The following is a 12,717-nucleotide window of genomic DNA, read 5'->3' as shown; positions in this document are numbered from 1 at the left end:
CGGCGTGTCGCGATCATTCAAACATCCCGCAGGCCGGTCCCCCGGATCTCGTCCGCATGTCGCCAGGACACCGCCGTGCGGGCGTCGATCTCACGTCAGTATTGCATTTTCATGACACAGCCCCGCCAGAGCGGAACGAGAAGGAGACCTTGCATGGCACAGTCCGCAACATCCGGTCCGCGGCTTTCCCAGGCCCCGACCGTTCACCCCGAGGCAGAGGTTGCCCCCGACGTGTCATTGGGGGCGTGGACCGAAATCGGGCGCGGCACGCGCATCAGTGAAAGCACCGTCGGCGACTACTCGTACATCACCGAATGGGGCCACGTGGCGGGCACGGTGATCGGCAAGTTCTGCTCTATCGCGAACCATGTGCGGCTGAACCCCGGCAATCATCCGACATGGCGCGCCTGCCAGCATCATGCGATCTATCGTGCGCATGACTACGATCTGGGCGAACCGGATGCCGCGTTCTTCGCCTGGCGCAGAGACCACCCGGTGACGATCGGCCATGACGTCTGGATCGGTCATGGCGTGACGGTGACGGCAGGCGTAACCGTGGGGACCGGGGCGGTGATCGGCGCGGGGGCCGTTGTGACCCGAGACGTGGCCCCCTACAGCGTCGTTGGCGGCGTGCCAGCGCGCCCTATCCGTGCCCGTTTCGATACGCGTCAGGCCGAGGCGCTGATGGCCATCGCGTGGTGGGACTGGACACATGACGCCCTGCGTGTGGCGCTTCCCGACTTTCGAACGCTATCCATCGACGCCTTTATCGAGAAGTACCGGCACGTCTGATCCGTGGCGCGTTGATCTGGCCGACGGACGGGTCACAGAAGCTTCATCGAATGGTCGCACGCGTGTCAAAGGCCGCCCTCATTTCAAAGCGTATTCGCGACGCATGCCGGGCCAGTCCCCGGTGCGTCGCGAGATCGAAATGAACCAAACGGGATGCCCAACATGTTCAGAACGACGCTCAGCGCGGCCATCGTCGGCGCAACCGCCCTGACCTTTTCCGCGGCCCTCGCCCAGGATGGCACATGGCGCGACGAGGTGCCGGAATTCCGGATAGGTCTTCTGGGAGGCGAAAACGAACAGGACCGCCTTTCCCAGAATGCCTGTCTGAAAGGCTACCTGGAAGAGCGTCTCGGGGTGCCCGTTTCGCTGTATCCCGCATCCGATTACGCCGGGGTGATGCAGGGTCTGCTGGCCGGTCAGCTTGAATTTGCGGGTCTTGGCGCGGCGGGCTATGCCGGCATCCATTTGCAAGATCCCGACGCGGTCGAGCCGCTGATGACCACGATGCAGATCGACGGGTCGCTCGGTTATTACTCGGTGATGGTTACGCGTGCGGATTCGGGAATCGAAACGCTTGATGACATGGAAGGCCGCACGCTCGCCTTCGCCGATCCCAACTCGACCTCGGGCTTCGTGGTGCCGGAGCTGGAGCTGCGCGACCAATTGGGCACCGAGGATCTGGAGACCTATTTCGAGCGCACCAACTTCGCCGGCGGTCACGAGCAGGGCGTCGTCGCGGTACTGAACGGCCAGTACGACGCCGCCGTGACATGGGCCTCGGGTGTCGGCGATGTCGGCAAGGGCTATTCGCGGGGCAACCTGCGGTCGATGGTCGACAAGGGTATGCTCGACATGAGCGATCTGAACATCGTCTGGCAGTCCAACCTGATTGCCAACGGCCCCCGCGTGATCCGGTCGGACGTGCCGCAGGAACTCAAGGATCTGGTCATGGGGGCGTTGATGCGGCTGCAGATCGAAGATCCTGACTGTTATCGCGGGGTCCGGTCGGGCGATGCGCTGGGCAACTGGCCCGTCGATCACGCGTTCTACGAGACCGTCGTCGACCAGCGGAAAAAGCTGCAGAACGCCGCACGCTGATCATTTCATCGGACCCGTGCGCGGGCCCGTGACTGGCGCCCCCGAACGGGGCGTCGGTCGATCCGAACATACACCGTAACAGGACGCATCCCATGCTGACCCTCAACGCGCTGAGCCGGGCCTTCGGCGACACCCTTGCCGTCGATTCGGTGACGACGACGCTTGAAGACGGGCAGATGGTCGGCGTGATCGGACGGTCCGGGGCCGGCAAGTCGACCCTGCTGCGGCTGATCAACCGTTTGACCGACCCCACCGACGGAGAGATCCTGTTCGAAGGCCGTGACATCGCCAGGCTGCGCGGCAAGGAGCTGCGCCGCTGGCGGTCCGATTGCGCGATGATCTTCCAGCAGTTCAACCTTGTGGGGCGGATGGACGTCATCGGCAACGTGATCTCGGGCCGGCTGTTCGACATGCCGTCCTGGCGCGCCATGGCACAGGTCCATACCCGTGAAGAACGCGCGCTGGCGATACAGGCGCTGGACCGGCTGGGCATGGCCCAAACCGCGCTTCAGCGTGCTGAAACGTTGTCGGGCGGCCAGCAACAGCGCGTCGCCATAGCGCGGGCGTTGGCGCAAAGCCCGCGTCTGGTGCTGGCGGACGAACCCATCGCCTCGCTCGACCCGCTCAACGCCAAGATCGTTATGGACGCCCTGAGTGATATCAACAAGACTGACGGGATCGGCGTGATCTGCAACCTTCACACGCTGGATACCGCGCGCAAGTACTGTGACCGGGTCATCGGGATGAAGGATGGCCGGGTCGTGTTCGACGGCACCTCTGAACAGCTGACACGCGGAGTCGTGTGCGACATCTACGGCGCCGAAAGCGGGGATTTCGACGAATCCGCGACCTCGACAAGCATGGGCGCGGATATGCACGCGGCCACCGAATATGCCTGAGGCCCTGTCATGACCGACGCCATGCCCGACGCGGCCGAAACCGCTGTCACCCGGTTCGAGCACCAGCGCCGCGAGGTGATGCGCCAGAAGCGGGCCAGCGCCATGGTGATGGCGGGGATCTTTGTCATAGCCGTGTTGTGGTCGGCGCAGGTGTCCGACTTTCTTCCGGAAAAGCTGATCAACGGCGTGCCGCGGATCTTCGAATATTTCGGCACGATCATGCCGCAATTGGAATTGGACAAGCTGTTCATCGGCCGCGAAGCAGCCGGTGATGCCGTGCCCGGATCAATCACCTATTGGTATGCCGACTTCTGGCAGTATGTCTCGCTGATCTGGGATACGTTGCTGATGGCGCTGACCGCGTCGATGCTGGGGGCGATCGGTGCGTTCCTGTTGTGCTTTCCGGCATCGCGCAACCTGACGCCGAACTATGCCGTGTACTGGCTGGCCCGGCGCGTCATGGAGGTTTTGCGCGGCGTGCCCGAGATCCTGTTCGCGCTGATCCTGGTGTTCATGGTCGGGATCGGCCCATTGGCAGGGGTGATTGCGATCGCGCTGCACACGGTGGGCGCGCTGGGCAAGCTGTTCTCGGAGGTCAACGAGAATGCCTCGCTCAGGCCCGTGGACGGCATCGCCGCGGTCGGCGGAACATGGGCTGAACGCATGATGCTGGGCATACTTCCGCAGGTGATGCCGAACTTTGTCAGCTATGCGCTATTGCGCTTCGAGATCAACGTACGGTCGTCGGCTGTGATCGGCTTTGTCGGGGCCGGCGGGATCGGGCAGGAACTGAACCGCGTGATCAGCTTCTATTCCGACGACCGCGTGCTGGCCGTGCTGGTCCTGATCGTGGTGACCGTGACGGCGATCGATCTCGTATCCGATCGCCTACGCCAGAGACTGACCGGCAAGGAGGACTGACCATGTCGGAGGCATCCCAGCTTGACGTCGCCGCCATCGCCCGTGCCCATCCGGACGTTTTTCCCGGTCCCGGTCGGGCACTGCGCCGGTGGGGGCCATGGGCGCTGGCGCTGGCCTATCTGCTGTGGTCGCTTTGGTATTTCGACTTTGCGGCACTTTTTGACAGTTCCGACAGGGCGCTGGTCCTGCTGCGTGCGGTGGTCGACTGGCAGGATATGGGTGAATGGCAATACGCCACCATCTATCGCGGCATCGCCGAGACGGTCGCCATGGCGTTTCTGGGTACCTTGCTGGCGACCGTCCTGTGTCTGGTGGTGGGGTTCATGTCGGCCCGCAACGTCGTTCCCATGGCCCTGCCGCGCCACGCGGTGCGCCGCGTGCTGGACGTTCTGCGCGGGGTCGATCAACTGATCTGGGGCCTCGTCTTCGTGCGTGCCGTCGGATTGGGGCCGCTGGCGGGGGTGCTGGCGATCTTCGTGAACGACGTGGGCACGCTGGGCAAGCTCTACTCCGAGGCGATCGAGAATATCGATCGCCAGCAGGTCGAGGGCGTGCGGGCCACGGGCGCGGGGCCGCTCAAGGTGATCCGATACGGGTATTTGCCGCAGGTGGCGCCGATATTCCTGTCGCAATCGCTGTATTTCTTCGAGTCGGCCACGCGGACGGCGACGATCCTCGGCATCGTCGGGGCCGGCGGGATCGGCATGATCATCATCGAGAGGTTTCGCGCCTCGCTTTATGATCAGGTCGCCTTTGTCGTGCTGAACGTGCTGATCGTCATCGCGGTCATCGACTGGGTCTCGGGCAAGCTGCGGCGACGCCTGATCGGTCGGGTCGAGTAAACACGCGCCACGCGGTCGGGCAACGCATGCGCCGCCGCAGACCGCTTGCCGGCACGCATCCGTCGACCGTGTTCGCCGGTATCTTGCCCCATGGCGGGCCAGCGCTCTATCCCCCCTCAGAGGCAGCGTTGGAGGCAAGCTGATGCAACGGGGTCCGGGGCGGGCGGGTATCGCGATTTATCTTGGTGCCGGGGTGCTCGCGGTGCCCGCCCTCGCCTTCGCCGCCTACTCCATCATCCTCGGGGCGCGGGGCCTTGGGCTTGACCTGTCCCAGGAAACCTATCTGTACACGTCCGGCCGCGTGCCCGCGAATCTCGCTGTCTTTTCGCACATGATCCTTGGCGGCCTGATCATGGTGGTCGCCCCGCTGCAATTGATCGGTCGCCTGCGGGCGCGCTATCCGCGCCTGCACCGGATCACGGGGCGTGTTGTCGTTGCCGGTTCGATCACCACCGCGCTTGGCGGACTTGGATATATCGCGCTACGGGGCACCGTGGCGGGCGCGTTGATGGATGTCGGTTTTGCGCTGTATGGCGGGCTTGTCATCGTCGCGGCGGTGCAGGTTGTGCGACTGGCACGCGCCGGTGACGTCGGGCAGCACCGGGACTGGGCATTACGGCTTTTCGTGTTGGTGATGGGGTCCCTGATTTTTCGTCTGCATTACACGATCTGGTACCTTCTTACCGATGGGTTGTGGAGCACCGAACATCTGGACGGACCCTTCGACCAGGTGCAGTATTTTGCATTCTATCTGCCCTATCTTGCCGCACTTGAATTGTGGATCAGACTGCGGTCGCGCAGGGCGATGCCGCCGTGACGCCCGCAGGCCGCGGGCAGATCACGCGTGACATTCGTTTTGGCGATGATGCCGCATCGGCCCGTTGCGTGGACGTGCCGGATTGCATCCCTGTCCGTCGTTGGAATGTCGCCTAGCTTGCCCGATGCCGCGGCACGTTGCGCAGGTGACTGCCGACGACGCCGCCCGGCAACGCCGCAATCCGATCGGCCACCGCCAGAAGTTCCATGAGATCGATCCCGGTATCCAACCCGCCCTCGTTGAACGCAAAGACAAGATCTTCGGTTGCGGTGTTGCCGGTCGCACCCGGCGCGAACGGACACCCGCCAAGCCCCGCTGCCGCCGTGTCGAACACGTCAACACCGACATCCCACGCGGCGAGTGCGTTGGCGACGCCTTGTCCGAACGTGTCGTGCCCGTGAAAGGCCCAGCCGTTGCGGGCGGTCTCCGGCAGTGCCATCGCGGCGCGAAAACGCTCGCGCACAGAGAATGCGTTGGCCCGGCCGGTCGTGTCGCATAACGCGATCTCGGCCTCGGGTGCGAGCGTGGCGGCACGGGCGGCGGCGTCGAGCACCCGGTCCAGCGGCACCGGGCCGTCGAACGGGCAGTCAAAGGCAGTCGCCAGGTCCACCCGAAGTCGCACGTCCTTTGGCAGGTTGGCGACGATCCGGGCGAGCCCCTCGATGGACTGGTCCACGCTTTGACGCACATTGTTGAGATTGTGGGCCTCGGAGATCGAAAACACGTAGCAGACCTCCTTTATGCCGGCGGCCACGGCGTTTTCCGCGCCGCGCTCGTTGGGGATCAGCGCGCAGAGACGGGCGGGCAGGTCGTGCACCGCCGCGGCGATCTCGGCCATGTCGGCCATCTGCGCGACAGCCTTTGGCGAGACGAAAGACCCGATCTCGACGCGCGGACAGCCTGCCGCCACAAGGTCGCGTATGATCGCGATCTTGGTGTCGGTCGCGAGCGGCTCGGAGATGGACTGAAATCCGTCGCGCGGAGCGACCTCGCAGATCTGCGGGAGACGGGTCATGCTGTGTCCTACTGTTGGGGCGGCCATGTCGCGGGGCCGCATCTGGGTCATATCATCCCCGACCTTCGGCGGGTCACACTGACGCCTGCCAAGCGGACGATGCGTGCAGGGTTGGCGAAAGCCGCGTCGTCACAGTAGCGCAAGCCTGTCATGCCGGCCCGGTCGAGAGGATCTCAGATACGCTGCAGATCCTCTTTCTTCCCGATGTCTCGCCCGGTGATCGCGTCCATGATGTTCAGCGCAAATCGGATCGTGAGAAGCCCGAACCCGATCGGGAGCATCGCGTAGGGGTACACCATCGGCGTGCCGAAGCTGGACGACACCCGTTCGCCGTAATCCCAGGCATCAAAGGCCAGATGAAACCCGCGCCATGTCATGATCGCCGAGAACACAACGCCGAAGGCCCCGATGATCATCCGGTTCACCCGTTGCGCCGCGTCGCCCATCATGTCTGCGAAAAAGCTGATGCGGATATGGCTGTCGGTCCGCTGGACGTCGGCCGCTGTCATGATCGCCACGTAAATGATGAGGAACGTGTTGATCTCGAGCGACCAGGAGGTCGGCGCCGTGAAGACGTAGCGCATGATCGCATCGTAGCAGATGGTGATAACCATGAACGTCATAACGAGTTGCCCGCCTGCGCGCGTGATGCGTTCCAAGGCGGTGATGATGCGTCTCATGGGCATGCTCCTTGGTCCAGTGACTGGCAATGCCCGCGCGGGCGGGGCGGTCGGCACCGCCCGCGCGGATCGGTTCGATCAGATCAGGCCGTTTCGCCCATCGCCAGCGCGATGGCGCGTTCGCCGACATCGCGGCCGACTTCCTCGATCCAGTTGTCCCTGACCTCCTGTGCGGCCTCGCTCAGACGCGAGAGGTCCTCATCGCTGGCCTCGACCTGCTCCAGCCCGGCCTCTTCGATCATGGGCCAGTATTCCTCGGGGTAGATCGTGTTGTTGGAGTAGCTTGCGCCATTTTCCTCGAACCACTGGGCTGCCTCCTCGAAGGCCGCCTTCTCGGCGTCGCCCATGCGGTCCCATCCCCGTGTGGTCGTGAACAGGCCGATGCCGTAGGCGGTCATCGGCAGCTTGTAGACGACGTCCAGCTGTTCCTGGAGCGAACGGCCGATGATGGTCGAGATGTTGGCCACCGCCGCGTCGACCGTCCCACGCTGCAGCGCCAGATACAGTTCGGACGACGGGATGCGCACCGCGCCGGCGCCGTACCCTTCGACGACCTGGGTTGCCTCGAAGCTGACGACGCGGACCTTCTTGCCGTCGATGTCGTCGATCGAACGGATCGGCCCCGATGCGCTCGACCAGATGTATTCAGGCTCGAGGATGTTGCCCATCATCGACACCATGTAGAGGTCGGACTCGGCAAGCTGCTCGTTGATCAGATCGAACAGCGGGCTGCCCTTGGCGATGCGACCTGGATTGGCGTAAAGTTCATCGACCACGCCGGGCAGACCGGTGATCCCCAGGATTGGAAGGGAGCGGGTGATGTAGCTCGTGGTATGAAACATGAAGTCGATGGAGCCCGACCGCAGCGCCGGAAGCTGCTCGTCCGCCTTCAGCAGCTTGCCGCTGTCATAGTAATCGACCGCGACCGCGTCGGACTGATCCAGACGCTCGACGAATCCGGCAGAGCCGTAGGCGAGCGCCTTGTAGCTGGGTGGCAGGTAGCTGACTCCGGTCATGGTCGTCTGCGCCGCCGCCGGGCCGGCAAAGCCCCCCAGGCCGATCGCCGTGCCGCCCATCATAACGGCCGAATTCGTCAGGAATGTGCGTCTTGTCTGTGTCATGTCTTTCTCCTCCTCGTGTTGACTTCGGTTATATTACAGCAACCCCGGCAGCCACAGGCTGATTTCAGGGAAAAGGACAAAGATCATCAGGACCGCGAACTGGACGGCCACGAAGGGCACGACCGATCGGATGATCTCCTCGACCTCGAGCTGTGGACAGACGCCCTTCAGGGCGTACAGGTTAAGGCCCACCGGCGGGGTGACGACGGCGATTTCCAGGTTCATGACGAGAACGATGCCGAACCATAGCGGATCGTAGCCCAGTGCCTCGATCAGGGGCAGCAGGATCGGGGTCGTCACAACGATGAGCGATACCGCATCCACGAGCATCCCCAGCAGAACGAGTGCGATCATGATGAGAACCAGGATCGCCCAGGCAGGCAATTCGGTTGCCGTCAGCGCGGCCGACACGTTTTCGGGCACGCGCACCACGTTCAGGTAGTCCCCAAATATCTTGGCGCATCCGATGATGAGCATGATGGCACCGGACACCTTGACCGATGCGGCAAAGATCTCGGTGATCTGACGCCAGTCAAGACAGCGGAATATCAACGTGGCGATCAGGAAGGCCCCCGCCGCCCCGAAGGCCGCGGCTTCGGACGGGGTGGCGAACCCGGTGTAGATGGACCCCAGCACGATGACCACCAGCAAAAGCGCGTGCCAGATCCCGCCAAGCGCGCGGAACTTTTCGCCGCGGGTCGGGACAGGGCCGTCATCGGCGGGCGCTTCGTCGGGGTTCCGCAAGACGCGGATGTAGATATAGGTCGACAGCGCCAAGGCCAAGACAAGCCCCGGAAGGATGCCGCCTATGAAAAGCGCGCCGACCGACACGCCCGATACCGCGCCGTAGATGATGAACGGCACCGAGGGCGGTATCAGCATGGCCAGCGCGCCCGACGAGGCGACGGACCCCGCGGCAAGCCTGCGCGAATACCCGCGGTCCAGCATCTGCGGCACCGCGATCGAGCCTACGGCGGCGACACCGGCGACGGATACGCCCGATACCGCACCGAAGATCGCCGAAGCGCCAACCGTGGCGATGGCCAGTCCACCGCGCAGCCATTGAAGCCAGAGTGCCGCAGCATGGAAAAGGTTCTTGCCCACCGGGGTCGCGCCCAGAATATTTCCCATGAGTATGAACAATGGCAGCGCGATCAGTTCGAACGAATTGAGCTGACCGAAAAACGACGTGGGCGCGAAAAAGAACGCGATCGAGCCGCGTGCCATGTACAGCCCCAACAGCCCCGACGCCCCGAGCGCAAGAAAGATCGGCGCCCCGACACCGATCAGCCCCAGAAGGACCCCCAGCACGATGATGGGTTCGGCAATCATAGGCCGCGCCCCGGTTGCATCTTGTTCATGTATCTTCCTCCCACGCCCGGGCAGGTTCCCGGCATCTGTCTTGTCGGATTACTTGTCAGATTATGCCCTGATCGCGCAGTGTCACGATTTGGGCGTCGTCATAGTCCAGAATTTCGGACAGCACGCTTTCGGTGTCCGCGCCCAGCGACGGCCCAAGCCCGCGGATTTTTCCGGGACTGTCGGACAGGCGTGGGAACACGTTCTGCATCGCAAGACTGCCACGGTCCGGATCGGGCACGCGCACGACGGCCTCGCGCGCCTTGAAATGCGGATCGTCCAGCATGTCCTTTGCCGTGTAGGCGAGGCCGACCGGCACGCCGGCCTCGCCCAGCCGGTCGACGATGTCCTGGGCCTTGACGGTGCGGGTCCATTCGGCGACCCGCGCGTCAAGCGCATCCTGGTTCTGGCCGCGCGCCTGATGGTCCGCGTAGCGCGGATCCTGTGCCAGTTCCGGCGCGCCCATCACCTCGCAAAGTCGCGCAAAGACAGTGTCCTGATTTGCCCCGATGATGACTTCCTTGCCGTCGGCGGCGGGGTAGGCGTTCGAGGGGGCGATTCCGGGCAGGGACGACCCATGGCGTTCGCGGATGTGCCCGCCGGAATCGTATTCCGCGACCAACGCCTCGGTCAGACCCAGAACCGCCTCGTAGATGGCGCTGTCCACGACCTGTCCTTGCCCGGTCTTGTGGCGGTGCTGCAACGCCAGCAAAACGCCCATGGCGGCATTCATGCCGGCCAGAGAGTCGCCCAGGCTGAGCCCGACGCGAACCGGCGGGCGGTCTGGATACCCCGACAGATGGCGCAGGCCGCCGGCTGCTTCGCAGACCGACGCAAAGCCGGCGCGCGATGCGTAGGGACCATCCTGTCCGTAGCCCGACACCCGCGCCATGATGAGCCGCGGATTGATTTGCGACAGTGTATCAAAACCAAGATCCCAGCCCTCCATCGTGCCGGGACGAAAGTTCTCGATCAACACATCGGCTTCGCGGACGAGGTCACGCAGTACCGCCTGCCCTTCCGATTGGCGCAGATCCAGCGTGATCGAGCGTTTGCCGCGCGCGATCACTGACCACCACACGGGCCGGCCATCGGCATCGGGGCGACCCCACTGACGCATGGCATCGCCCTTGAGGGGCGGCTCGACCTTGATCACCTCGGCACCGAAGTCGGCGAGAACCTGGCCGCAATACGGGCCGGCGATCAACTGCCCCAACTCGATGACACGAATTCCGTCCAGCGGTGACGTCCCCATCGCGCACTCCCCTCCACACAATACGACAAAACCATGTCCCGATGCGAAATCCAAGGCTTAATCAACGGCCAAGGCGCACCGGTCCCGTGGGTGATACTTGTAGAGGCTGGCAAGGACAACTGACCGCGTTGCAGGCTGAGCAAGGTGCGCCAGTCGCAAAATCACCAGAGGCGCTGCGCATTTTCCCTGAGCGGACGGCCGACGAAACGCGGGTATTTCACTCATCGGGATGTCGTTCCCCCAGCATGCCTGCGTACCTGCCGCACCTTATCGTAACCACGGAAACGTCACGCGGGACACGCGAATTGGGCCGCGCCGCGCGCGCCCTGCGGCGTGTTGGAGGCGCGCCTCATGGGGGCTTTGCGATGCCCGGCGCGCGGTCTGGTTTACGTTCCTTAAACCTTTCGGGGTCTTTTGCCAATCAAGCGGTCATGAGGCCCACACCGATACGGGATCAAGGAGAGCGAGGCGATGATACTGGATTACTTCCGGCAAAGCGGCGCGGCAGGCGAGGGGGCGGCGGCGCCGTCCATCCCCGAACAGAAGGCGAGCGCCACAGGCCGTGTCATGGCCTGGGGCAGCGCGGGCCGCGTCGCCTGGAGCCCGCGCGACAGCGTCAGCCTCGCGCGGACCGGTTTCGCCGGCAACCCGGTGGGCTTTCGCTGCGTCAAGATGATCGCCGAGGCCGCGGCGGCGCTGCCGCTGGTGCTGCAGGACAGCGAACAGCGTTTCAGCGTGCATCCCGTCCTTGATCTGATCCGGACGCCCAACCCGGCGCAGGGCCGCGCCGAGCTTTTCGAGGCATTGTACGGCCAGCTTTTGCTGACCGGCAACGCCTATGTCGAGGCCGTCGGCACCGGCGCGGGTGTGCCGGTGGAACTGCACGTGCTGCGCTCTGACCGGATGAGCGTGGTGCCGGGCGCGGATGGCTGGCCGGTGGCCTATGACTATGCCGTGGCCGGGCGCAAGCACCGCTTCGACGTGGCCGAGGGTGTGCCCTGCATCTGCCATATCAAGAGCTTTCACCCGCAGGACGACCATTACGGCCTGTCGCCCCTGCAGGCGGCGGCGCAGGCGGTGGATGTCCACAATTCCGCGAGCCGCTGGTCCAAGGCGTTGCTGGACAATGCCGCGCGGCCATCGGGCGCGATCGTCTACAAGGGCGCCGAGGGACAAGGCGCGCTGTCTGCGGATCTGTACGACCGGCTGGTGGGCGAGATGGAAGCGCATCATCAGGGCGCGCGCAATGCCGGCCGGCCGATGCTGCTGGAAGGCGGGCTGGATTGGAAGCCGATGGGGTTCAGCCCCTCGGACATGGAATTCCAGAAGACCAAGGAAAGTGCGGCGCGCGAGATCGCGCTGGCCTTCGGCGTGCCGCCGATGCTGCTTGGGATCCCCGGTGATGCCACCTTCGCCAATTACCAGGAGGCAAACCGCGCCTTCTACCGGCTGACGGTGCTGCCGCTGGCGCTGCGCGTCAGTGCAGCCGTGGCGGCGTGGCTGGCGCGGATGAACGGCGAGGCGTTCGAACTGCATCCCGACCTAGATCAGGTGCCGGCGCTGGCCGCCGAGCGCGACGCGCAATGGAGCCGTGTGGCCGGGGCCGATTTCCTGACACCGGCCGAGAAGCGTGAGCTGCTGGGGCTGCCGGCGCTGCCCGAGGCGGATCTGGATGGCTGAGCAGGGTCCGCCGCCGCGCTACGGGTTCGAGCCGTTCGATTGTGCGCCTGCCCTGAGGCTTGAAGCGCATGAGCGGGTCTCGGAGCTGCAGATCAAGGCGACGCGAGAGCGGCTCGACCGGCTGGAAGCGGCGATCGAGCGATTGGAGCGGCGGTTGTGGCTGGCGGTCTACGGCGTGGTCGCGGCGATCCTGGTGCAGGCGTTTCAGCCGATCCTGGCGGCGCTGCCCTGAGATGGA

At 64.4% G+C, this 12,717-nt stretch carries 13 protein-coding genes; 8 read left to right on the top strand and 5 right to left on the bottom strand.

What is annotated here, in order from left to right; all coding sequences use genetic code 11:
• The first annotated feature begins 153 nt into the window (after positions 1-153).
• From ACROSR_RS08350 to ACROSR_RS08325, 6 genes are all read left to right on the top strand, one after another.
• Complete coding sequence (locus ACROSR_RS08350; RefSeq protein WP_432683951.1) at positions 154-792, top strand: DapH/DapD/GlmU-related protein; 639 nt, start codon at positions 154-156, stop codon at positions 790-792.
• A 162-nt stretch (positions 793-954) separates the two neighbouring features.
• The gene (phnD, locus tag ACROSR_RS08345; protein WP_432683949.1) at positions 955-1,890 is read left to right on the top strand and encodes a phosphonate ABC transporter substrate-binding protein; all 936 of its coding nucleotides are present in this window, start codon (positions 955-957) and stop codon (positions 1,888-1,890) included.
• Between the two features lie 92 nt (positions 1,891-1,982).
• On the top strand, positions 1,983-2,789 hold the full coding sequence (gene phnC, locus ACROSR_RS08340) for a phosphonate ABC transporter ATP-binding protein (RefSeq protein ID WP_432683947.1): 807 nt from the start codon (positions 1,983-1,985) through the stop codon (positions 2,787-2,789).
• A 9-nt stretch (positions 2,790-2,798) separates the two neighbouring features.
• The gene (phnE, locus tag ACROSR_RS08335) at positions 2,799-3,710 is read left to right on the top strand and encodes a phosphonate ABC transporter, permease protein PhnE (RefSeq protein ID WP_432683945.1); all 912 of its coding nucleotides are present in this window, start codon (positions 2,799-2,801) and stop codon (positions 3,708-3,710) included.
• A 2-nt stretch (positions 3,711-3,712) separates the two neighbouring features.
• Positions 3,713-4,552: a phosphonate ABC transporter, permease protein PhnE gene (phnE, locus tag ACROSR_RS08330; protein WP_432683943.1), complete on the top strand. Its 840-nt coding sequence runs from the start codon at positions 3,713-3,715 to the stop codon at positions 4,550-4,552.
• A 142-nt stretch (positions 4,553-4,694) separates the two neighbouring features.
• Positions 4,695-5,369, top strand: a complete 675-nt coding sequence (locus ACROSR_RS08325) for a DUF2306 domain-containing protein (protein ID WP_432683941.1) — start codon at positions 4,695-4,697, stop codon at positions 5,367-5,369.
• A gap of 112 nt (positions 5,370-5,481) precedes the next feature.
• On the opposite strand, the gene ACROSR_RS08320 is transcribed toward ACROSR_RS08325, so the two are convergent.
• The 5 genes from ACROSR_RS08320 to ACROSR_RS08300 all read right to left on the bottom strand — a co-directional run bounded on the left by ACROSR_RS08320 (position 5,482) and on the right by ACROSR_RS08300 (position 10,799).
• Positions 5,482-6,384 carry a hydroxymethylglutaryl-CoA lyase gene (locus tag ACROSR_RS08320; RefSeq protein ID WP_432683939.1) on the bottom strand — a complete coding sequence of 301 codons (903 nt, stop codon included), beginning with the start codon at positions 6,382-6,384 and terminating at the stop codon, positions 5,482-5,484.
• 173 nt (positions 6,385-6,557) lie between these two features.
• Positions 6,558-7,064, bottom strand: a complete 507-nt coding sequence (locus ACROSR_RS08315; protein ID WP_432683937.1) for a TRAP transporter small permease — start codon at positions 7,062-7,064, stop codon at positions 6,558-6,560.
• Between the two features lie 83 nt (positions 7,065-7,147).
• Positions 7,148-8,185, bottom strand: coding sequence for a TRAP transporter substrate-binding protein (locus tag ACROSR_RS08310; protein ID WP_432683935.1), 1,038 nt, complete (start codon positions 8,183-8,185; stop codon positions 7,148-7,150).
• A gap of 33 nt (positions 8,186-8,218) precedes the next feature.
• Positions 8,219-9,517 carry a TRAP transporter large permease gene (locus ACROSR_RS08305; protein WP_432683933.1) on the bottom strand — a complete coding sequence of 433 codons (1,299 nt, stop codon included), beginning with the start codon at positions 9,515-9,517 and terminating at the stop codon, positions 8,219-8,221.
• A gap of 85 nt (positions 9,518-9,602) precedes the next feature.
• Positions 9,603-10,799, bottom strand: coding sequence for a CaiB/BaiF CoA transferase family protein (locus ACROSR_RS08300; protein ID WP_432683931.1), 1,197 nt, complete (start codon positions 10,797-10,799; stop codon positions 9,603-9,605).
• A 471-nt stretch (positions 10,800-11,270) separates the two neighbouring features.
• On the opposite strand from ACROSR_RS08300, the gene ACROSR_RS08295 reads away from it, so the two are divergent.
• Positions 11,271-12,479 carry a phage portal protein gene (locus ACROSR_RS08295; RefSeq protein WP_432683929.1) on the top strand — a complete coding sequence of 403 codons (1,209 nt, stop codon included), beginning with the start codon at positions 11,271-11,273 and terminating at the stop codon, positions 12,477-12,479.
• Positions 12,472-12,711 (top strand): GTA head formation protein, RCAP_rcc01685 family, encoded by a 240-nt coding sequence (locus ACROSR_RS08290; protein ID WP_432683927.1) that lies wholly within the window; start codon positions 12,472-12,474, stop codon positions 12,709-12,711. The genes ACROSR_RS08295 and ACROSR_RS08290 overlap by 8 nt, the downstream gene beginning before the upstream one ends.
• The last annotated feature ends 6 nt before the right edge of the window (positions 12,712-12,717 follow it).

The sequence above is a fragment of the Roseovarius tibetensis genome (assembly GCF_050896375.1).
Taxonomy (GTDB): domain Bacteria; phylum Pseudomonadota; class Alphaproteobacteria; order Rhodobacterales; family Rhodobacteraceae; genus Roseovarius; species Roseovarius tibetensis.
Note: the sequence above shows the minus strand (reverse complement) of the source record. Positions and strands in the feature narration are given on the sequence as shown.

Excerpts from the sequence above, each read along its gene's own strand:
- ACROSR_RS08350 (WP_432683951.1), top strand. The coding sequence starts at position 154 with ATGGCACAGTCCGCAACATCCGGTCCGCGGCTTTCCCAGGCCCCGACC.
- phnD (WP_432683949.1), top strand. The coding sequence starts at position 955 with ATGTTCAGAACGACGCTCAGCGCGGCCATCGTCGGCGCAACCGCCCTG.
- phnC (WP_432683947.1), top strand. The coding sequence starts at position 1,983 with ATGCTGACCCTCAACGCGCTGAGCCGGGCCTTCGGCGACACCCTTGCC.
- phnE (WP_432683945.1), top strand. The coding sequence starts at position 2,799 with ATGACCGACGCCATGCCCGACGCGGCCGAAACCGCTGTCACCCGGTTC.
- phnE (WP_432683943.1), top strand. The coding sequence starts at position 3,713 with ATGTCGGAGGCATCCCAGCTTGACGTCGCCGCCATCGCCCGTGCCCAT.
- ACROSR_RS08325 (WP_432683941.1), top strand. The coding sequence starts at position 4,695 with ATGCAACGGGGTCCGGGGCGGGCGGGTATCGCGATTTATCTTGGTGCC.
- ACROSR_RS08320 (WP_432683939.1), bottom strand. The coding sequence starts at position 6,384 with ATGACCCGTCTCCCGCAGATCTGCGAGGTCGCTCCGCGCGACGGATTT.
- ACROSR_RS08315 (WP_432683937.1), bottom strand. The coding sequence starts at position 7,064 with ATGAGACGCATCATCACCGCCTTGGAACGCATCACGCGCGCAGGCGGG.
- ACROSR_RS08310 (WP_432683935.1), bottom strand. The coding sequence starts at position 8,185 with ATGACACAGACAAGACGCACATTCCTGACGAATTCGGCCGTTATGATG.
- ACROSR_RS08305 (WP_432683933.1), bottom strand. The coding sequence starts at position 9,517 with ATGATTGCCGAACCCATCATCGTGCTGGGGGTCCTTCTGGGGCTGATC.
- ACROSR_RS08300 (WP_432683931.1), bottom strand. The coding sequence starts at position 10,799 with ATGGGGACGTCACCGCTGGACGGAATTCGTGTCATCGAGTTGGGGCAG.
- ACROSR_RS08295 (WP_432683929.1), top strand. The coding sequence starts at position 11,271 with ATGATACTGGATTACTTCCGGCAAAGCGGCGCGGCAGGCGAGGGGGCG.
- ACROSR_RS08290 (WP_432683927.1), top strand. The coding sequence starts at position 12,472 with ATGGCTGAGCAGGGTCCGCCGCCGCGCTACGGGTTCGAGCCGTTCGAT.